This window comes from Paenibacillus sp. sgz302191 (genome assembly GCF_057749925.1).
The window spans coordinates 1-19,843 of sequence record NZ_JBYLHY010000060.1 but is presented as its reverse complement, the minus strand read 5'-3'; the positions used below and the strand labels follow the sequence as shown (position 1 = coordinate 19,843).

General features: G+C 44.9%; 29 protein-coding genes and 1 pseudogene. 3 read left to right on the top strand and 27 right to left on the bottom strand.

Features of this window, described 5'->3' with window-relative positions:
• The 27 genes and pseudogenes from AC3G2T_RS38140 to AC3G2T_RS38010 form a co-directional block, all read right to left on the bottom strand.
• Positions 1-211: pseudogene (locus AC3G2T_RS38140) on the bottom strand (hypothetical protein); the annotation flags it as partial.
• Between the two features lie 3 nt (positions 212-214).
• Positions 215-796, bottom strand: a complete 582-nt coding sequence (locus AC3G2T_RS38135) for a phage scaffolding protein (protein WP_488438722.1) — start codon at positions 794-796, stop codon at positions 215-217.
• Between the two features lie 137 nt (positions 797-933).
• A complete protein-coding gene (locus tag AC3G2T_RS38130) occupies positions 934-1,095 on the bottom strand; it encodes a hypothetical protein (RefSeq protein WP_488438721.1) in 162 nt (53 codons plus the stop codon).
• Positions 1,092-2,858, bottom strand: a complete 1,767-nt coding sequence (locus tag AC3G2T_RS38125) for a minor capsid protein (protein ID WP_488438720.1) — start codon at positions 2,856-2,858, stop codon at positions 1,092-1,094. Before AC3G2T_RS38125 ends, AC3G2T_RS38130 begins: the two co-directional genes overlap by 4 nt.
• Positions 2,855-4,330 carry a phage portal protein gene (locus AC3G2T_RS38120; RefSeq protein ID WP_488438719.1) on the bottom strand — a complete coding sequence of 492 codons (1,476 nt, stop codon included), beginning with the start codon at positions 4,328-4,330 and terminating at the stop codon, positions 2,855-2,857. The genes AC3G2T_RS38125 and AC3G2T_RS38120 overlap by 4 nt, the downstream gene beginning before the upstream one ends.
• Before the next feature lie 14 nt (positions 4,331-4,344).
• A complete protein-coding gene (locus AC3G2T_RS38115; RefSeq protein WP_488438718.1) occupies positions 4,345-5,598 on the bottom strand; it encodes a PBSX family phage terminase large subunit in 1,254 nt (417 codons plus the stop codon).
• A complete protein-coding gene (terS, locus tag AC3G2T_RS38110) occupies positions 5,595-6,326 on the bottom strand; it encodes a phage terminase small subunit (protein WP_488438717.1) in 732 nt (243 codons plus the stop codon). The genes AC3G2T_RS38115 and terS overlap by 4 nt, the downstream gene beginning before the upstream one ends.
• Before the next feature lie 302 nt (positions 6,327-6,628).
• On the bottom strand, positions 6,629-6,865 hold the full coding sequence (locus AC3G2T_RS38105) for a hypothetical protein (RefSeq protein ID WP_488438716.1): 237 nt from the start codon (positions 6,863-6,865) through the stop codon (positions 6,629-6,631).
• A 259-nt stretch (positions 6,866-7,124) separates the two neighbouring features.
• On the bottom strand, positions 7,125-7,700 hold the full coding sequence (locus AC3G2T_RS38100; protein WP_488438715.1) for a tyrosine-type recombinase/integrase: 576 nt from the start codon (positions 7,698-7,700) through the stop codon (positions 7,125-7,127).
• Positions 7,697-8,023 carry a hypothetical protein gene (locus tag AC3G2T_RS38095; protein WP_488438714.1) on the bottom strand — a complete coding sequence of 109 codons (327 nt, stop codon included), beginning with the start codon at positions 8,021-8,023 and terminating at the stop codon, positions 7,697-7,699. Before AC3G2T_RS38095 ends, AC3G2T_RS38100 begins: the two co-directional genes overlap by 4 nt.
• A 241-nt stretch (positions 8,024-8,264) precedes the next feature.
• Positions 8,265-8,783 carry a sigma-70 family RNA polymerase sigma factor gene (locus AC3G2T_RS38090; protein WP_488438713.1) on the bottom strand — a complete coding sequence of 173 codons (519 nt, stop codon included), beginning with the start codon at positions 8,781-8,783 and terminating at the stop codon, positions 8,265-8,267.
• Between the two features lie 16 nt (positions 8,784-8,799).
• Complete coding sequence (locus AC3G2T_RS38085; protein ID WP_488438712.1) at positions 8,800-9,210, bottom strand: hypothetical protein; 411 nt, start codon at positions 9,208-9,210, stop codon at positions 8,800-8,802.
• A 14-nt stretch (positions 9,211-9,224) separates the two neighbouring features.
• Entirely contained in the window at positions 9,225-9,731 is a 507-nt protein-coding gene (locus AC3G2T_RS38080) for a hypothetical protein (protein ID WP_488438711.1), read from the bottom strand.
• Positions 9,732-9,762: 31 nt separating this feature from the next.
• Positions 9,763-10,323: a hypothetical protein gene (locus AC3G2T_RS38075; RefSeq protein WP_488438710.1), complete on the bottom strand. Its 561-nt coding sequence runs from the start codon at positions 10,321-10,323 to the stop codon at positions 9,763-9,765.
• A gap of 17 nt (positions 10,324-10,340) precedes the next feature.
• Positions 10,341-10,694: a hypothetical protein gene (locus AC3G2T_RS38070; protein ID WP_488438709.1), complete on the bottom strand. Its 354-nt coding sequence runs from the start codon at positions 10,692-10,694 to the stop codon at positions 10,341-10,343.
• Positions 10,691-11,998, bottom strand: coding sequence for a DnaB-like helicase C-terminal domain-containing protein (locus AC3G2T_RS38065; protein ID WP_488438708.1), 1,308 nt, complete (start codon positions 11,996-11,998; stop codon positions 10,691-10,693). Before AC3G2T_RS38065 ends, AC3G2T_RS38070 begins: the two co-directional genes overlap by 4 nt.
• Positions 11,995-12,264 carry a replicative helicase loader/inhibitor gene (locus AC3G2T_RS38060; protein ID WP_488438707.1) on the bottom strand — a complete coding sequence of 90 codons (270 nt, stop codon included), beginning with the start codon at positions 12,262-12,264 and terminating at the stop codon, positions 11,995-11,997. The genes AC3G2T_RS38065 and AC3G2T_RS38060 overlap by 4 nt, the downstream gene beginning before the upstream one ends.
• Positions 12,265-12,266: 2 nt before the next feature.
• Positions 12,267-13,277: a replication protein gene (locus tag AC3G2T_RS38055; protein WP_488438706.1), complete on the bottom strand. Its 1,011-nt coding sequence runs from the start codon at positions 13,275-13,277 to the stop codon at positions 12,267-12,269.
• Positions 13,278-13,292: 15 nt separating this feature from the next.
• Positions 13,293-13,595: a hypothetical protein gene (locus tag AC3G2T_RS38050; protein ID WP_488438705.1), complete on the bottom strand. Its 303-nt coding sequence runs from the start codon at positions 13,593-13,595 to the stop codon at positions 13,293-13,295.
• Position 13,596: 1 nt separating this feature from the next.
• Positions 13,597-13,992 carry a DUF6809 family protein gene (locus tag AC3G2T_RS38045; RefSeq protein ID WP_488438704.1) on the bottom strand — a complete coding sequence of 132 codons (396 nt, stop codon included), beginning with the start codon at positions 13,990-13,992 and terminating at the stop codon, positions 13,597-13,599.
• Positions 13,985-14,269 carry a hypothetical protein gene (locus AC3G2T_RS38040; protein ID WP_488438703.1) on the bottom strand — a complete coding sequence of 95 codons (285 nt, stop codon included), beginning with the start codon at positions 14,267-14,269 and terminating at the stop codon, positions 13,985-13,987. The genes AC3G2T_RS38045 and AC3G2T_RS38040 overlap by 8 nt, the downstream gene beginning before the upstream one ends.
• Positions 14,266-14,523 (bottom strand): hypothetical protein, encoded by a 258-nt coding sequence (locus AC3G2T_RS38035; protein ID WP_488438702.1) that lies wholly within the window; start codon positions 14,521-14,523, stop codon positions 14,266-14,268. The genes AC3G2T_RS38040 and AC3G2T_RS38035 overlap by 4 nt, the downstream gene beginning before the upstream one ends.
• A 150-nt stretch (positions 14,524-14,673) precedes the next feature.
• Entirely contained in the window at positions 14,674-15,459 is a 786-nt protein-coding gene (locus AC3G2T_RS38030) for a hypothetical protein (protein ID WP_488438701.1), read from the bottom strand.
• 21 nt (positions 15,460-15,480) lie between these two features.
• Entirely contained in the window at positions 15,481-16,299 is an 819-nt protein-coding gene (locus AC3G2T_RS38025; protein WP_488438700.1) for a phage antirepressor N-terminal domain-containing protein, read from the bottom strand.
• A complete protein-coding gene (locus tag AC3G2T_RS38020) occupies positions 16,292-16,570 on the bottom strand; it encodes a helix-turn-helix domain-containing protein (protein WP_488438699.1) in 279 nt (92 codons plus the stop codon). Before AC3G2T_RS38020 ends, AC3G2T_RS38025 begins: the two co-directional genes overlap by 8 nt.
• A gap of 103 nt (positions 16,571-16,673) precedes the next feature.
• On the bottom strand, positions 16,674-16,904 hold the full coding sequence (locus AC3G2T_RS38015; protein WP_488438698.1) for a helix-turn-helix domain-containing protein: 231 nt from the start codon (positions 16,902-16,904) through the stop codon (positions 16,674-16,676).
• Positions 16,905-16,936: 32 nt separating this feature from the next.
• Complete coding sequence (locus AC3G2T_RS38010; protein ID WP_488438697.1) at positions 16,937-17,185, bottom strand: helix-turn-helix transcriptional regulator; 249 nt, start codon at positions 17,183-17,185, stop codon at positions 16,937-16,939.
• Between the two features lie 143 nt (positions 17,186-17,328).
• Here AC3G2T_RS38010 and AC3G2T_RS38005 point away from each other — a divergent pair, with 143 nt between their 5' ends.
• Genes AC3G2T_RS38005 through AC3G2T_RS37995 form a run of 3 tightly spaced genes read left to right on the top strand, consistent with a single transcriptional unit; the run spans position 17,329 to position 19,652 of the window.
• Entirely contained in the window at positions 17,329-17,691 is a 363-nt protein-coding gene (locus AC3G2T_RS38005; protein ID WP_488438696.1) for a helix-turn-helix domain-containing protein, read from the top strand.
• A 13-nt stretch (positions 17,692-17,704) separates the two neighbouring features.
• On the top strand, positions 17,705-18,439 hold the full coding sequence (locus AC3G2T_RS38000; RefSeq protein ID WP_488438695.1) for an ImmA/IrrE family metallo-endopeptidase: 735 nt from the start codon (positions 17,705-17,707) through the stop codon (positions 18,437-18,439).
• Positions 18,440-18,494: 55 nt separating this feature from the next.
• A complete protein-coding gene (locus AC3G2T_RS37995; protein WP_488438694.1) occupies positions 18,495-19,652 on the top strand; it encodes a site-specific integrase in 1,158 nt (385 codons plus the stop codon).
• The last annotated feature ends 191 nt before the right edge of the window (positions 19,653-19,843 follow it).

The window sequence follows — 19,843 nt, the reverse complement described above, 5'->3', positions numbered from 1 at the left end:
ACGTTACAGCGCCGTCCACAAAACCTGTTGTACGGTCATAATTTCCCATTGCATCCATAGTCAGCTTTGGCACCTTGACCTCATTACCGCCGCTGTATTGAACAAGGCCAGCGTTTGGCTCCATCCAGCCCGATGTTGCTTGCGCTACGATCTGCTTATCCAGCGCTGTTTGAAAAATCTTTGCGTACTCTAAAATGTTTGCAATAGCCATCGTTTATAGTCCTCCTAAAATGTTTTGTTCAATGATCGATTGTGCCGAAGGGGCACCGCCGCCGCCACTACCTTCGGCAGGGTTTGTGCCTCTAAATGTTGTGTTTGGCGGTTGTTTCTCTGCGAACAAGTCCTTATAACTCGTTTTCAGCTCGGTAATCTGATCTTCCAAACCTTTCACCGTGCCGTCTTGCAGCAGCTCCAGCTTCGTTTTGTCGATCTTCCCGAGCAGCAGGTCAGGGAATTTTGCCTGAGCACCATTGAGCGCTTTTTCGATAGCAGATGTGACGGACAGGTCTTTCAGCTTCGCCTGGTGCTCCTCGGACTGCTTCTTGTTTGTATCCTGCAGCGTCTCGATCTGCTTTTTCAGTTCCTCGTTGTCGCCGGCAGACTTTTTCAGGTCCGTGAGCTGTTTGTCGCGCTCCTTGAGGGTATCGTCTGCCTGTTTTTTGGCCTCGTTTACCTCGTTGAACTTATCTTTAGGAATCCATGAACCATCAGAAACAAGCGCGATTTTGTGCTTATCACCCGCCTTTGCAACGACCTGGTTATACAGTTCCTCGCCTAACAGTTCTTTCAAATCCATCGTGACCCACTCCCAATTGGTTTTTATGGCGCAACCCCGCCGCGGGCGGCCGTGATGCTCCGGCCAACGAGCAGAGGCCCCGGCAGTCTCAGCCGGAGCCCAAATAAAAAGACACCCTCAAGTATTGAGAGTGCCGCTTATGATTTCCGTAATGTCATTTCTTGCCCATTTTTCTCTAATTGCGATTTCAATTTCTCATACAAAGGCAATACTTCTTCCGGGGCTCCTGGCTTTAGGATGACCGTATCATTACCGAATTCAATCCACGGAGCCAATTTCGGGGGGATAAATGGAATCATTGCATGCCGGCCTCCTTTAACTTTCTTTTCAATATCTTCATAACTTCCAAAGCGAGCGGACGCGGATTTGACGATCCCAAAGCTTCCGCAAAGGCTTCCGCCAAAAATTCTTTTGTATTTTTGTTCGCGTAATTACTCAGCTCGTCGGTGATATTTTTCGGAGTATTGGCAATGCCCAGATTAGACAAGGCTTCTATCATGATCGACTGCGAAAGTATCCCCTTATTAATGCGGGACCATATTACCTCCGCGTCATCAATCGTCAGCGCCGCCCCTGTCCAGGCCCCCATGACTTTCATCGCGTGGGCGTACTCAAGCAAATGACCGAACTCGTGAATAAAGAGCGATTCTTTTGTAGAGCCTACCGGCCAGTGCTTGGCGTCCACAGATGCCTTGATTATATCATCAATATCAGATGAGTTGTAATAATGTGATGAAATATTCAGATTGGCAACGGCCACTCCATTTGTATAAGCCAAACCGGCTTGAGCAACGAAATCTTCGGTGTTTACGGCAGTTATTTCCTTCGCGAATCCTTTTATGCCCGGGAACTCCTGTATGGCCTTATCGATTGCTCTATTCATGGAATTTGCGCTTTCTAAATCCAAGCCGCTGTAATCCGCGACTTCAAAGCCATAATCCCGCTTGGCAGCAGCTTCCGCTTCTTTCAACGTCTTTGCTGGGACGAAAGGAGCCGGTAACACAGGGCCATTATCCGGCGGCGGCGTATTGGCATCCTTGGGAGCATGTTTCTTTGCCCATTCCTCATATCTCATGTCGCCGGGGACATCGTAGGTCTTACCATCATCCCACCGCGCAGCTCTTTCTTTCACGTTGTCCTCGAAATGCGGAATATCGACGGTCCGGCAGCGGCCATGAAATGGAGCACAGTTCACGCCCGGCTGCGCCTCCGACACCTTGAACACAGTACCGTCCATAGTCCGGCAAATTGTCGAAGTGTATTTATCAAGCGTGGCAACATTTTTGAACTCTTCGACATTCAGTTCATCATACGCCGCGCGCCGTGATGCTCCAGAGAAAAAGGCAGATTCGGTGAGTACCAGGTTTTCAGCACGCGACCTTGAAACGCCCATCCGCTCGGAAAGCGCTGAAATCATCTTCTCCGAAGAATCCCCGCGGATTAAACCTTGTGTAAGTGTGGTCTGCAACTCACGGACAAGCTTTTCACGGTCTGCCCATATCCTGGAACTGAAATTGCGGCCGTCCGGCGCCCACGGCGTCGAAAGCAAACTATCAAGTTGCCGTTGATCCAGTTTGGCAAAGCTGGAACCGAGCCCTACGCCCTTCTGTAGCTCAAATATGCTACGGTAATAATTATCCTTATAGATGCCGCCTAGAAGCTCGCGTGTCCCTGCCTGACGCTTCGCTGCGAGCACTTCGACATGTTGCCGCATTTGTGTCTGCAAGGCTTCCAGCCTGCTAATATGAACCTTAGCGCTCGCATTCTCAAGTTCTTTCATCCAACGCTGATCAACTGCATTCTCCCGGCCCGCCTTGATGTATTCGTCTACGGTCCATTTGAATTCTTTCAGTTCCCCGGCTTTCAGCATTCGTCGCGCTTCGACCAAACTGACCCCGTTATTCTTGGCTAAACGCTGATACCAGGCGTCAACATCCTTTTGGATCTTGGCTATTGCCTTTTGGTACTCAACATTTGCTTGCCGAATGAATGCTTCGCCCTTGGCGAGCTGCGCCTCGTTCAATATTTCCATCCGCTGGGCCCAGTACGCGTCAGACTTCATACGCCCCCAGCTCCACCGGCTTGCTGATCGTTTGGATTAGCTCCAATACCGCCATAATTCTGAGCTTCCTCCATAGCAGCCGTTTTTTGTGCGTCAAGGCGCTCCATTTCCTTCTTCGCATCTGTAACCCATGGATGATTCGCAACAATCGTTTCATCGGATATAATGCCGACACTGTTCTTTGCGTTTGTGATCGTGTCCGTTTCATTGATCAGGATGTCCCGATTAAAAATAAAATCAACGGATTCATTCGCGAAGTCGCCGGCGCCGCTGTTGGCAAGGTGAACATCAATAAACCATCGAAGCTGCTCAAGGCTCGCTTGAAACTCCGTTTCGATGCTGTTGGCATCCATATCCAAATCAGCGTACAGGAATTTGAGCGATACACCGCTCGGGCTGCTGCCGAATTCCTTCGACTGCGTGTCCACGCCCCGCCCAAACTCGTATATGTCCTTCCGATTCATTTCCATATGCGTCTTGTACGCTTCGGTATCGATTGTAAGGCTGATCGTGTCTACCCCGCCCTCGCCTGTGACGAATACAACGCGATACTGAGATATGTTTTTCCTGAACTCGCTGCCGTTGGTGCCGCCGTGATCTTTCACCACGTATATGCTGTTTGGCAAATCCTCAAGATTGTTGCTGTTATCGCTTTTCCGCTTGTCGTAGTCATCAACGAGCGATTTCAAAAATTGAATCAGTGGCAATTCTTCGTCATTGTACTTGAAGCAAATGAAGGGGATCCGCTGCCAGTTATAAGGCTTTTCGACGCCGCCTCCTTCAATCACAAAAAAATGCGCCTGACTCTCAGGCGCTTCTACGTCATCAATAAGCTGCCCGTTTGTGTAATCATATCGTTTTACGCCTTCGAGACTCCAAAACTCAACCTTAGTAAGGATTTTTTTGATTGTTCCTTCGTAGGCTGTGACATTGTAAACCCGAATCATTGCATCCAGTTCGGTATGAGCAGCATCACGCCAAAGCGGAATGCACTCCTCGGATGGGATGCGCTTGAATGAGAGTGCGCCTTCTGCATTGTAATATACGTGCAGCCAGCCTTTGCCTTTATTCACGGCATCCTTGCCGAGATTCTTAAGCAAGCGCATCATTGCGCCATTAAAGAATCCATTTAGCTGCTTGTGGTATCCCTCGTTGTCGGCCTGTATGCTCAAAGGCTTGCTCAAGAGGTAACCAACTTTCTGATCAGTAAGCTTTCGGACGAAGTTGTGAACCAGTTTGTTATTGGCAAGATGCTCAACCGGTTTCAGCCGACCGCCTTCCCCGATAACTGTCCGCGTCCTGTGAAGGATATCCGTATTGCCGGTATAATAGCGCTCCCCTTCGATCATCTGAAATCGGAGCGGAGAGGAAAGCCAGTCACTGACTTCTTGCCGGATGATTTGCTCAATGGTCATTGCAGAAGCAGCGCCAGTTTCGAGTATGGCCGTAATTTCCTTCATTGCCGGGGTCATGTGCTCCCTCCTTTCTATTCGAACGAGACGCTTGCCTGCTTCATATCGTCTTCAAATGCGTATCGCGTGGCATCAATCGTATGATTGTCCTTATCTTCCAGCTTCGGGCGTGGATTGCCGTCTTGGTCCGTCTGATAGTCGATATCCTCGAACTCTTTTGCAATATTCGGGGTCCGCGCCGGATCGATCACGATTTCTTCCAAGTCATCCAACCACTTCTCGCCGTATTCCACGCTGCCCGGGCCTTTGCGGGCTCCCTTCATTCGGATACCGAATTCTACCCGCATTTCATCGATTGACTTCGGTTCAGAGCTATCCGCCGTGGTCATCATGCTTTCATACCCTTTTTCCTTCATTCGCTTGGCAACTTCCCGGTTTGCAAGCTTTACGCCGTAAATTTCATCCATTGCATATATCCGCCGGCGCGTCTTATCGTAATGCCAGCGAACAAAAGCAAAAGGATCGACGCCATATCCCCAGTCGTTACCTTGTCGGATATTATCGAACGTTGCAATTTCCTCGTCCGTTATGGTTCGGAAAACCAGGTTGTCAAACGGCACAACACCGCTCCCTATCGCTTCGCCCAAGTACTCCCATTTGTACTTAAGCGGCTTCGTCCGCTTCACTTCCTCCGCTTCCTCAATGAAAGCTTTGGAGATATGCGGATTGTTTAAGTATGTGGAATGATGCACGTAAGTTTTGGCTGCTATGAACTGCGATTCGTATTTCTTATTCGTCCAGCTCTGCTTACGCTTCGGCGGGTTGTACGAGTAATAGAACGCATAAAAAAGACCATCCGGCAGTTCCGCACGTAGCACGGAATTTTCAATGGTCGTAACTTCATCTTCGGTTTTGAATTCAGCAAGCTCCTCGATCCATAAGAAGGCAATTGGGAATTTGCTGACCTTGATAGACTTGATCTTGACCGGATCGTCCGCGCCGCGGAATATGATCCTATTTCCGAATGGCTTGTAGATCAATCGTAAGGGGCTTTGCTGCTCTTTCCATGAATCCCCTACCCCAAGTATGTCAATGGCCTCTTTTAGCTGCTCAAACACTGATTCGTTCAGGGTATTGGCAACTTTCCGTATGACAAGTGCCGTCACCTTGTATTTCATCATGTCTTTGATGACTTTCAATGCAATATGCGTCGATTTCGCGGAGCCGCGCCCGCCCTTCAAAACATGCCGCAGGTAGTTCTGGGAATTCGATGCCTGCCAGAAGGAATGGAAGTGCGGGGAAACGATGGTTGATAATACTACCTTCATCCGGGCCCACTCCCAATGTCGTCAATGATTTGAACCGGTTCTTTGTTCCCGCCTGTCAGCTTCTCTACTTCCGCCTTCAACTTCGTGATCCGAAGCCGCTGCTCGTCGTTCACTTCGTCGGCCGGCAGCGTGCGGAGCATCGTCTCATATTGCTTGATCATGGAGGTAATGCGGCCCATCGTGACCGACTGAGCCGATAGAGAACGGGCTTGCTTATCCCAAGCAAACTGTATTTCCCACTCGGTTTCTTCTGCTCCGCCGCCATCATCGCCGCCAAAGCATGTTGATTTTTTCTTCTTGATTTCTTTGGTCATATCGTCTTTGTCCTGCACATGCATAATTTCCTGGCCGAACATGAGATTTGACCAAAGCAGCCGGATTTGCGTGTATAGAAGGTCCAGCGTAGAGATTTTATCCGATGCCTTGAATATCTCGCGGAGCCGCGGATTGTTTGGGAGAATCTGCTTGCTGAACAGGCCATGCACGAATGCGTTGACGTTTCCGACCGGAGCGCCGCCACCTTTGTTATCCTTCGCATTCTTGTTTCCTTGGGGAGCCCCGCGCTTCGGATCGGGCTTTTGCTCCCAGCCGTCCTCACTCTTCCATTTCCGAACCCGTGCAGCATCGACTCCGAGTTTGGCGGCAATCTCGATGGGCTTCATCTGCCGGCCACTCTTTACCCATAGCCTAAATGCTTTGGCCCGGTTCGGGTCTTTAGGTTTTGACACTCAACCACCCCACCACCTTATGCAAGTTTTATGCACGGACATATGTATAAAACTCTGAATTTTGTACAAAAGTACTTTCGCACAACCATGCGGCGAACCGCTTAACGATGCGGGTTTTCGGCTTCAAATAAAAAGAACGTTTATGCATCAAATATGCAAAACGCTCGGAACCCGCGTCATTACGCCATTCTTCGAAATGGTCGGAAAATGATGTTTACGAATGTTAACGGGCTATTTTAGGTTTTATTCATGTTTTATGCAATCGAGCACAAAAGAAAAAAGCACCACATGGGTGCTTAGTCTTATTTCGAATTTATTTTTTCAAAATACAAAAGCAATTCTTCTTTGGTGGAACCATCTTCATGTTCCTCAATATCAAGAATAGCTTCAACAAATTGACCATGCCAGTACGAATCTGAATGAGGCCATCTAAGATTCACTTTGCCCTGGCTGTTCAATATTGCCAATAACTCGGTAACGCTATCTCTTTCTTCTGTGAAGAGTTCGCTCCCGTCATTAGTAATATATCTGACAATCATATTTCACACCCCCTTTTTCCCTCCATTTTCCAATACAAAAGGAGACTTGTAAACTATTAATTTTTATTAATTGAGTTTGATATTTGAGTGCTACCCATTTTTCGGGAGCTTTTCACTTCACAGCCAACCAGTAAACCGACCAAATCCCCCTAATAAATGTCAATCAACAAAGACATAACGTATATTTTGTTTCACTGGTCAAAACTCTGAAATTATTGATTTTATTAGCAGAATAAGCGGTTCGGAAAACGAGTGAAAATTACTTCTTTTTGTGTTTCAGTGTTCTAATAACCAACTCGTCTAATCGGTCTTGTGAGAGCCCCAGATAGCGCAATGTGATAGTTTCATGGCTATGGTTGAATGCATCCATTAGGTACGCTAAAGCCTCGGGATTTCCCTTGTAGAGGTGGTATCCGTAGGTCTTGCGCAACGTGTGGCAGCCAATCTCCGAGAGTCCAAAACGCCGGGCCACATTGTTTAGCATTCTGTAAGCCATGCTGCGATGGATCGGACGCCCCTTGAGCTTGCTTTTTCTCTTGGCCTGCCTGCTTGGAAATAAAAAGTCATCATCCTTCTTCCCCTGAATGTAAGCATCAAGCTCCGGCTTAAAATCAGGGGGTATGATTGACTTTTTTTCTTTTCCCGTCTTGGACTCAACAATCTTGATATGCGTCAATTTGACAGAATGGACACGCAGCATCAACAAGTCGCTGACCCTGAGTCCGGTATAGATGCCCAGACAGAAAAATATATAATCACGCTCACTCGTCTGCTTGAGGTATTCTTTCATGCCCTCGATGACTTCCGGGTCCCGGATCGGCTGAACGAACTTCATGACGGCAGCACCCCAATGCTGCACAGAGTTTGCAAATTAATACGGTCATTTTGGCGGATGGCCCACTTCATTCCGGCTGGCAGATTCGCCGTCGTTCTTCCGTAACAGGTCATCAGGGTCAAAACGTCTTCGTTTAATCTGAATGCCCACCATACGCCGCCCAGATAAAAATAATTGTCTTTGTTGTGACCGTAATCGCCTTTTTGAAGTTGCTTATTACATTGACTGACCAAATCATCATAAGCGATGTGCTCCACCCGTTCGCAATACCTCTTATGGGCGTGAGTGGTTAGCCCAACTCGAACATTTACATAGCGATTCATAACCCCTTCCTCCAATCGGAAAACGTTGTAGAGGTAGGCACCTTACGCCTCAAGGCAGAATCTTTCTTCCTGGGTGTTCGATTCCCATGCGAATCAATTTTGCACCCTGCCAGCCGACCGACATACATCGATCCCTGAAAACAACTGGCATTCTGTAGCTCCTATTTTGGCGTTATTTGATGCCTTATCACCGGAACTTACGTTCTCATATATAGGTGGCAATCGTATGACAAAAAACAGCCTAAATCCGAAGAAATAGGCTGTTTTGCAAATCATCTGAAATTTTTTTTTGAGCTCTAAATACAAGCTGTGAAACGCTGCCCTTAGTGATATTTAGCAACTCGGCGATTTCTGAATGGGTATAACATTCACCATGAGCGAGAACATAACATTCTCTTTCTTTTTCACTTAGCCTGGAGAGTGCATCCTCAATTTGATACCTTTGCGTATCCGTTAAGGTTGAAGGGCTGGCCGACCGTGTATTTCTGACGTAGGATTGCATTATCAATGGGTCTACCGGCTTCTCTCTCTGATAACTGGCGCGTCGCTCGATGCCTCTTTTGTTTCCTGGTCGCCGTCCTGTATGCATCCATTCAATCACAAAACTTACATCGGAAATCATTTCGGTGATAATGTCTTGGGCGGCCCTATCGTTTGCGGCCTCTGCTCGTTCTCTTGCCTTCTGCAACATTCGGTATGTCCCGCGATAGGATCGCTTTAGATCGGCAATACTTTCTAACCATCTTCCAGCAGGTTCCATCCATAGCACCCCTAATCTATTCGCCGATCCCGTGCCTGAGCATCGCAAAATTCAGTTGCAGCTTTGTGATTCCAAGCATTTCAGCGAGCTGCCTTCGTGGTAAATGCCGGTTATCAATAAGCATCTTGATTTGTTCTTCACTCATGGAAAGATTCATTGAGTCATCAATTAAATCGTCGTTGCCTGGATGGATCCGCGGTTTTTGTTCATGCCTGTCAATGACTTCATACGACATAACCACAACCTTGTATCCGTAGGCGCCTCTTTTCCCTGAGCGAAGTATCATTCCTTCATCTTTCATTTTCTTAAGGATTGACCGAAGCGTTGACCCTGGCATTTCAAGTTCCTCCGCCATGGCCTCCGCGTTATCGAAGGATTTTTTTATTCGTTCATAGATCATAGCTTCTTTGGGTAGTAATTGGAGCATACTTTTCCTCCCTTCTAAATCTGCATTGTTGTTTGAATGGCTGCCGGCCTTGCTGGAGCCTGGACTTGCTTGAACACGGGGTTTAAAGAAGTGAATTTGTCCAGCAGAGCAACCAAAACCGCAAAGAAAGGCTTTAGGTACTGCTCCTTCATTTCTTCGTATTGCTCCTGCGACTCCCAGGCTCGGGGGCCATAATCCGGGCGCAAAACCCATCTTGTACCCCCGGACCGGAGCCGGGTTCCGCCACAACGGAATCCGTTCAGTATCCCGGTCAGTTCTTCGTCGTACTCATAGGCCAATGCAAGCAGCGCCGCCCATAATTTCGAATCATCCTCCAGGTCGGGCCTCGGATCGTCGCATATCCGATATTCAATAACAGGATCATATGTTTGGTTTGAAGGCTGCACGCTGCCCGAATGCGTAGACGTCTGCGCATTTTCCTTTAATTGCTTTCGAAGGCTTCGGCATTTTTCTTCGACCACTCGACGTTTCGGATCGTCTGGCCGAAGCGTGTCCAACAAAGCCTCGCCTCTCGCCAAACGATCCTTTAGATCACTGAGCTGCTGCTCGTTCATCGGTAAATTCGTAATTTGCTACAAATGCCTGCAGCTCCGTTGAGAGCCCCTTGGATTGGATGAATGACATGAGAATGTCTTGGGTTACTTGCATCGCCTCAACAACCGTTTCGCGCTTCTCGGCTTCCTCTTCCTCAAGAAACCGCATGCGCCAGCCTTCACGCTCTCGTGACTCGTGGTATTCCCGAACGCCTGCTTCCAGTGCTGCCAGCCCAGCAAAAGGGACTAACTTACGGATGAACAGGAATTTTTCTTCTCTGCCGGCCCCGTTGAAATCTACTTTGTCAATTTCTGCAAGCTCATAGATTTGTTTGCACAACGTGTAAATATACCATTCATTATTTGGGTGTTTTCTAATAAGTACTCGCCATTGATTGATGTGTTTCAATGCCTTAGATCGTTTTGACTCAACTGAAAAGTCTTGATTTTTATTTACAATTTCAGCAAGTGAAGCCATGACGTTCTCATCGTTCACTCGAATATCATGTACCGTTTTTGATAGTTCCCGTTGGCTTACCCCTTGGAATTTTTCGATCATGTTTTTCCCTCCCGAATTTAAAAGTCCCATTCCCGCAGTTTGTAGTCATTCCGTATCGATTCAAGCGTTCCACGGTATTCATTTATCTTCTGCCGTTCAAAGGCTGTCACATTAGATTGGAGCAATGCCTCTGCCTGCTGCTGCTTCGAGAAAATCCGGTCGTATTCTTCGTCCGTTTGTATGTCATCAACGGGGATTTTACCGTTTCGCAATAGGTGTAAGAAATCGTCATCGCTCAGGGCATCTATGATTTCGTCGATGTTATCGATCAGGAAGTCTTCGTACTCAGCGGACAGGACGCCGCCTTTGACGGCAAAGCGGCATGCCTGCAACACTGTAGCTTTGTATTCCTCTCGGGGGTTTTCCATCAAGGGAATACCTCTGTGATGTACATACGGGGCTTGTTAAAACTGAGCCATATAGGTTGCTTCCCGCCCCGGCGTGTCTTCTTCGATTCCAACTTATGTGTTGCTTGGAATGGAGCTGCTGCAGCTTCTTCCTCGTCAAGCACTCGAAGAAAAAACATTGCGTCTGCTTCGTTCGCCATTTGCCGGGCGTTCTGCAGTTTACCTTCCTCGTTAAGCTGCGCGATGAGGATACAAGCCGTTCCAAGCTCCTGCGCCAGCTTCTTACACTCCTTCGCAATGTCCCGCATAACCTGCCATTCCTGTTTGCCTTTGCTATTTTCCAATTCCATCCGACCGACGTAATCAATGACCAAAAGGTCAAGCTCGCCGTATTCGATTTGGAATTTTCTCGCAAGCCCCCTGCTCTTTTCCGGGGTCAATACAGGAAGCACAGAAATGTACACCCGCGATTTAGTGTATGCTTCAAACGCTTGCCGGATCATGGTCCTGTCCTGAGAGGAAAGTAGCTTGCCGCCTGTATAGATATGCTCAAATTCAAGATCCGACATTTGGGCCACAAACCTACAAACAATTTCAAACTCGTCCATTTCAGTGTTTTGGTAGTACGTCCGGTAGTCCTGGTGAATACTGGCATGCCGGACGATGTTTTGCGCCAGCGTCGTTTTTCCTTCTCCTGTTTCTGCTGCAACAATCAGAAGGTCGCCGCCCTTGAGGCCCTTCATGATCCTATCAATGCTCGGGAATCCATCAACGTTTGTTTCGCCGTTCCATGTGATTTCACGCGAAAGCTTGACGCCGAAGGTACTCTCTTTGCTCTGGAATCGCCGTTCAAACTCTGCTGCAGCCCGCATGCCGGCATCCTCTGGCGTGATGATATCCTTGGCCCCTTCTTTCAGGTTCAGCCGAAGTATGCGCTTCTCCACGATCTCCGTGACGCTGCCCAAGTCCTCGCCATTTTTGCAAATTTGTGCAATATCCTTTGCTGCATTGAAATATGAACGTCGCACATACAGTGTTTGCAGGTTTTCCAACCAGTACGAAAATGATGATTCTGTAATGGGCGAGCTTTTTAACGCCATTAGCTTTTGGTTGGGCAAATGAGCTCGCAACTCCTTATACACTAACTGGAAAGTAGGCCGTCCATTCTCCGTTAGCTCGCTGATCGTGTTGAAAATGGATACATTGTCCATGTCATCAAAATGACCGGGTGTTATTACTGCCATGCCTTCGTAAAGCGTTTTGTCAGAGAACAGGAGGCCCGCGAGCACATTCACTTCTGTTTCATAATCGTGCATGTTGTCTATCATCGGCGTGGCCTCCGCATGTCGTCTGGCGGTTCCTTGGGTACGATCTTATCCGGGTCGAATGCTGCTTTTGCTCGGGCGATAATGTCGGCAGGCATCGGCAGAAATTTATTTTCCCGAAAATGTTGGTCCATGTATTTTTTAGAGTCAGCAAAAGTCATGTTACCAAGCACTCTATTCCAAGACTTTACCCGGCCCTTTGTGACTTCATAGCTCGGAATGAATTCAGTAATGGTTTCAAGTAAATCGTTTGTTTCCGTTAAGTTCACGGTTATTTCCCCTCCTGCATTTCCCTTTCTAGGGCTTGTAATTCCTCCTGAGAAAGCTTGCCGTTGTTATTGACTCCCGTTCGCCTACCACCGCGCCGCCGCTGATCCGTCCTAATCCAGTTTCGTATCGTGCGGTTATGATCGTTTTTGATTTTGCTGGGACGTGACATATTTTCAACATGGTAGTCGCTCAATTGGGAAATCCAGTAATCAAACTCTGATTGCCCAAATTCTTCGATGAGTTTGTCTGCTTCTGTTTGAGTTAAAAAAACCATTTCTGCGAATGGAATCTTCCCCGCAGGGGGAGACAATATCTTTTCTTTTTTAATCTTTTCTTTTTTTAAACCTTTTTTAAGAGCCTCGGAAGCCGCGCCACTACTGGGCTCATCGGTTGTCGAACTTCCCTTTTTAGGAAGTCCATCTTCCCTTTTCAGGAAGTTTTTTTCTTCCGAACTTCCCTTTTCAGGAAGATTGTCCGTCCTTATCGTTCCCTCTGATACTTCCTGTTTCGGGAATTTTTCTTCATTATCAAACTTCCCTTTTTGGTAAGTTTTTTCGTGATCGAAAGTTCCTGAATCAGGAAGAATACTATCGACATCCTCGGCTATCAAACTTCCCTTTTCAGGAAGTGAATTCCGCTCTTTTTTCGCTTCTACCAAATTCATGTGAATTAGTTCCTTATAACGTTCGTCATCCCATCGAAAAACTGGGGATACCTGCCAAAAGTCATAATCTTTGTTGAACAGATATTCCCCCTTACCTTCTCCTTTGACGATGACTTTGCTATTGATAAGGTGCCAAAGCTCGTCCTTGATGTGGTTTTCCCTAACGCCGCAAAGGGAAAAATCCTTCTGTTTTGGTATAAGAGCCACTTTCCGGCCACAGCCGTATGAAAGTCGTAAAATCAATAAGAGGATATCCTGCTGCCTTTTGGTGAAGTCTCGACGGATGATTTCAACCCATATTTCATTTGCTATTCCAACAAAACCGTGCTCTTTTTGGGGGTTCGCCACCAGGTTCACCTGCTTTTAAGAAGTCGAAACTTCGCACTTCCCAAACGCCGCTTCCATCAATTCAGCCGTCGTGCCCTCAAGGATTGAAAAAGCAATGTCGCAAAAAAACTGCTTGATTTCATCCCATTCAACGCCAAACATTGCGTCGAAGATTACCTCCGGGCCGATCTGTTGAGGAGGCCTTCCGGCTGCTGCTGCACGCCAATCAAACCCAAGATGATGGTACTTGCCTTGATAGTATTGAATACCTTTAGGAACTGCTGAGAACTTCTGAAATGCATCTATAAGTTGATTTTCCAATGTGGCCGTTTGTGTCATTTCAAGCACCTCCACAGGATTCTTTTAACTGCTTAAGAAATTGGTAGCCTTGAATAAACCCGTTGATAAAGCTGTTTTCCTCGCTCAATGCACGGCAGAAAGTTTCGGCAGTAACATAATCATCGAAAAGTTTCTCTTGTTCTGGCGAAAGTGTAGGATTCAGCAAGTTCAGGTTTCTGTCACTCTCCGTGCAAGCTTCATCAAACCATTTAGGATTAAATTCCTTAAGGGACTCACGGCCCAGCTTAAGGTAATACATTTTACCCAACTCGCTTAAAACTTGGATCATCCCAGCTTCGAACAAATCGGTATTTGCGCTATTTTGCGACGAGAAAATGCTCGGGAGTTTTTCAACCTTTAATTTGTCACTACCGACCATAGCAATGCGATCACCCATTATGTTTAGTCACCCTTCCTGAAAAGTCTGCAAGTTCATAACCAAGTTTTACGCCGTCAGCAATTCCAATGGAGTAGCCGGCATCAATGCCTTCCTGGAGCAGCCCATTTACTGCGTTATGGATTGCATCATACTGTTTAGAGCCTATTGATGGTTTAATGAGTTCCATAAGAGAATCGAATTGTGATCTTGCTTTTATTACACCTTCTTGACTTTCCGCCAAGCCTTCAACACCATCTAAACGGCTAGTAATAAAATCGTTTAGTACCTGATTCAATACAGCTCACCAACCTTCATGCCATCCTGCAGCCCGGTTAAATAAGCTTTTTTTATTGCAAAAAAAAGAATCGGATCGGTCAGACCATCCATTTTTTCAATTAGATACCTTGTATCTGCATCGGCTTGATTGAGAATTGTCAAGAATAAGTCCATATACTCATACTTAGATGAAGTAAACTGGATCGAATCGATTACATCTTCTTCCACTTCTCTTATGCGATCAGCGATTGATTTTACGAGTAATTTGGGCATATTAACCTCCTGGAATCCGAAGGCAGCTCTTGCGCTGGATAAACAGATTATGTATAATATTGCGCAAGAGCATATTGCTTCGGGCATTTTTTTATGAAATCACCTTACGTTCTTGGCGGGGCAGCAAGGTGATTTTTGCATTTCATAAGCCTATTCACTACTACCAACTACAATGCGATATTTCCCCAGGACACTACTATCAAGCTCCTTAATGACTTGACCGCTCATTGCCAAATGATGAATTAATCCATCAATTTCCCTTAGAAATTCAGGCTTATCACGATCCAATTCATAAACTTCGACTCCATTGTTAGCATCAACATGCGAATTTGCTTTTGCAATACCTTCTGGAGGGATGACTGAACTTGAAAACCATGCTGCATAGCTATCGCTTGCAATACAAATATCAATCTGGCAATCGCTAATATGTTTAGAAAATGAATGTCCCTTTAACTCAAAACCTAAGCTTGCTTGTCCAAGATAAATAAGGATCGAATCCCCTTCTTCCCCTCCTTCAAATGGCTCAGCTCTTACTGGCTCAGATACTATTCCTAGAATTGGATCAACGTTATTAAATGCTTTAAATTCTAAGGTACAGGTCGCGTTATATTCATTAATGAGTTCTAAGAGAAAAATGACTTCTTTTGCGTTTGATTCCGCCATTTTTATAACTCCAGGCTGCACGTCTCCCGGGTAAATGTGCTCTACGTATTCAGCATTTGCGCGGCCTAATGCGTCTTGCAATTTGTCAAGGTTGGCGGCACGTTCTCTGAAACCGTCAGCGTTAAGCTTATCCCCTTCATGCAGCTTATTAATTACCATTTGGCTTGCTGCCCCTTGTTGGTATTGAATGCCTGTTACCGCGTCCAATACATCCTCGAAGCACAAGCTTCTTACAACGTTGATCAAGTTCATTTCCTGTTTTGTGAGATTCATTTAAAATCGCTCCTTGTTTTTTTATAGGGAACCGATCGATAGTTCTTTAACGATGGTTGTGTAGATTTCTTTTAAACGCTTATCGTTTTCGATCACGTCCAATTTAGACGCTTCCTTGATTTTGGTTTTTGTTGCCCCACTCTCTTCCAAGCGCTTTTTGAGATTGGCCAACTTTACGTTAAGCCGGGCTCCAGCACGTTCATCAAGTCTTTTATAACTATCACTTCGAATTTCTCGATGATCACCGTTTGTTCTTGCCACCGCTGCGTTTATCATGGAATTTATCGATGCTCTCCAATCCTCATCACGCTGCATGAAAGTTTCTTTAATGGCCGATACTGTTTCTTTCGAGTTATTGACTTCAACTTGAAGTATTGCGACCTGAGCCTTAACCTCTTTCATAGATTGGGCTTGTAAAATTATAAGATCTTCAATACCAGTGATAGGTGTCTGCTGTGGAAGAAACGCTTCTGCCAATTTATCTTTGGCTTTTAATTGATATTCGATCAACTTGTCAGCAACATCCGGACTTTCACTTTGCATCGCAGGAGTAATTGAGATTTTAGCTAACCATAACGGGAGGAATTCAAGATCGATTGTGAGCACTTCATTGTTAGGATCGATTACCCCTGCTTGAAATTTCAAGCACCCCTTTTTTAGAACGATATCATTTTGAATTTTTTGCACCTGATTGTCTTTTTGGGATTTGTCAAACCCAATACCTCTGCAGATATAGGACACCCCGACACGAACCTTGCCGTCATTCGTTTTTACGCCTAAGATTTCAGCGCCGTTAAAATTTACCAACTTTTGTTCAACTGGAATTAATTGATTACCCATTCTCATTTTCTCCTCCCCCATTAGTGTGAATCCACCCGTATACTTCCTGCTCAGTCACATAACCAGCTTTGATCATCATGCCTATGTGTGTGCATCCAAGTGCGGTAGAGATTTTGCGGATCATATCTGGTGATGGAATTCCTTTGTGACCATTTTCTATCTGGGATAAATATGATTGTGATACCTCAGATGATTTACTTACTTTGTGAGTGCTCATCCCTTTTGATTTCCTTAGCAGTTTCAAATACTGACCGAATGAAACAGCATCCAATATTTGTTATCCCTCGCTTTCGTTGTTCCACTTCACGTTTTGTACCTTTACGTGAATGCTAGCATATGGGAACATATGATCCCGTGCCAAACTACGGCCAATGTTAGGCCAAGCCTTGCAGGCCCTTTTGTTTTTCTTTCCAGTTGAGTAAATCTTGCTTGTCGATTTTCCTGCTTTTGCCGATCAAATAGCTCGGTATACCGTTTGCTCCCGGGGAAAGTTGGCAATACTCATAGATACGGCCACGGGAGATACCAAGGAAATCCGCACAGATTTGCGGTGTACAAATATCAGGCAAGTCCTCTGCCTTAAGGATTTTTTTGCTATTTGGCAATGATTTTCACCTACCTTTATCTCATCAAAATTTCAACGAGCGGCTTGATTTGACAGAGAACTTTCAAATAAATTACTCTTTTCGAGTATTTTTTCATCAAAAAAAATGATCCACTCAAAATTCAAAACCATAGCAATTTCCTTTGCAACAGACACACTAGGTTGCCTTTTCCCTTGTTCAATCATTGCATACGTTGTCCTTGCTACATTTACCTTCTCTGCAACAGCTTCTTGTGTCATTTTAAGTTCTGTTCTCATTTTCTTAAGCCATAGCCGATTCAAATTAGTCCTCCTTTCTCTTCTACTCGAAAAGCGTAAACCTATAATACTACACGAAAAGTGTATGGTCAACAATTATTTACTCTTTGCGAGTCATCGGTTATAATACACATAGAGTGTAATTCAAAAAAAGATAGGTGGCGTATATGACATTTGCGGTTAGACTACGTAAGTTAAGGACCAATAAAAAAATTACTCAAGGGGAATTCGCTCAAAAAATTGGAATCGCTCGTACTACATACGCGAGCTACGAACAAGGTTTTAGAGAACCCGACTTTGAAACGCTCCAAAAAATTGCAGAATTTTTTGATGTTGCTACTGATTACCTTTTAGGGAGAACAGATGACCCAACACCGAATCTTACTGAAACACCGAATTCCATTAAAGCTTGGTTGAGAACTGCCAACAATGATCTGACTGAAGGAGAGAAAGAGGAACTAGCAGAAGACTTAGAAGAATATTTCAAAATGAGAAAAAAACGTATCTTAAAAGACCGCGAAGGCAAATGAGGTGCATTTATAATTGGATCAATCAATATTCCTTGAACCTGAGAAGAGAGCAAGAGCGCTTTTTCGTGAATTCTATTCAGTCATAAATTTTGATCCGCTTAAGTATAGATGCGATTTGTTAATCATTAACCTTGCCGTAAAACACAATATTAAGTTGGATCATTTCCCTTTTAGAAAAGAATCATTCTGTGGGATGCTTGCCATCGACGAAGATGAAACTACTATCGTGTATAACTCTAAGCATATTCCAGAAAGAAGAAATTTTACAATTGCTCATGAACTTGGACACTATTTCTTGCATAGAGATAAACAATCTCAATTTTTAGACCGAGCTGAGAATATGTTAGAAAATGCAGACGAAATATTTGAAAAGCAAGCTAATGCCTTCGCTGCAGAATTAGTTCTCCCAGAAGATGTATTAAGACTTGCGTTAGGTTATAGATATAATTTCTTCAGAATTTCTAAAGCGACCTATACTTCGAATGATTGTTTGAAATGGCGATTAGTTACATATTTAATGCAAAATTTCAATCTTTCGAGAAGTGATAGCCTTCTGTTAATAGAAAACTATAAATTTCAGTCTGCTGCTAAAACTCCGCAGGATTCAATTTTTTTTAAAATCATTTATCCAGGTTCGCAATCTAAAAAAGAGATTGATAAAATTCTTTTTGAACTTCGTGAAGGTTCCACCAATAGTCCCGATAATAATTTTGGCGGATTAAGAAGGCTTTCATCAGTTGATTTTTAATGATTTTCTTGTACTCATTTATACGTAGTTTTTTTGTGAAAGGAGATTTTTTTATATGGCCTACATTCGAAAACGCGGAAAAACCTGGTCTTATACCGTCGATATTGGCAGGGACCCGGTAACAGGAGAAAGAAGACAGGATACAAAAAGCGGTTTTAAAACAAAAAAAGAAGCTGAGATAGCAGCAGCTAAAGTGGAAACTGAGGTTGCTGACGGGGTATTTGTAAAAGAATCGAACACGACATTTGAACAATTTTCCGAAACATGGTTAAAATTATACCGCGCAGAAAATCACAAAGACGGATCCAACCGTCAGCGTGAATACCAAGTTAAGTCTTTGCGAAAATATTTTGCAAAAGTTCGCTTGCGAAATATCACTCGCAAAAGCTACCAGGACGCTTTACTTGACATGTCCTCAAAAATGGCACGCAATACTGTTGTAGGTATTCACGGAACAGCGCAAATGATTTTTCGCAAAGCATTGGAATTTTCAGAAATCAAACAAGACCCTACAGAATTTGCGAAAGTACCGGCAGCATTAGAGACGGAGGAACTTCCGAAGTATATGGAAAAAGATCAATTGGCGGAATTTCTGCAATTGGCAAAGCATACAGGGCTTGAAGGTGACTATCTGGCTTTTTTAATAATGGCATATACAGGTATCCGCGTTGGCGAACTTTGTGTTCTGAAATGGTCTGATGTTGATTTTGATTCACATACTATTTCTATTAATGGGACTCTAAATAACCCCACCGACGCTTCCACAGTATATAAAGTCGAGACTCCCAAAACAAAGTCCGCTCGTCGAACAATTGATGTTGATCCGAAAATAATTGCTGAACTGGAAACGCACCGCAAGAAACAAAATGAATTTAAAATGTCTAAACGAAAGGTATACCATGATAAAGGGTTTGTTTTCGGAAGAACGGATGATGCATTTGGATATCCGCCAAAACGCCGAACTATTGAACTTCGAATGGACCGCTTGACTCGCTGCATGAATCTTCCGCGGCGTCTTACACCTCATTCGCTCAGACACACTCACACTTCCTTGCTCGCAGAAGCTGGGGTAAGCTTGGAGGCAATAATGCAACGTCTCGGCCACAAAAACGATGCAACCACCAGACTTGTCTATCTTCACGTCACAAAAACAGTTAAGAAAGAAGCATCAGAAAAATTCTCGGCATTAATGAACGATGTGGTCAAATTGTGAGCAAATGCATTTCCATAATCATTAGAACCCCCGTAATATAAGGCCTCTGAGCATCATTACAATAATCAGCATCATCTATTTTGGGGCTGTTCTATTTGATTGAATGTGCATTAATGTGAAGATATACGGGTTTTGTTATTGTCCTACTTACCGAACTAACGTTCTGTTTGACTCGTATTTCCGTGGTCAAA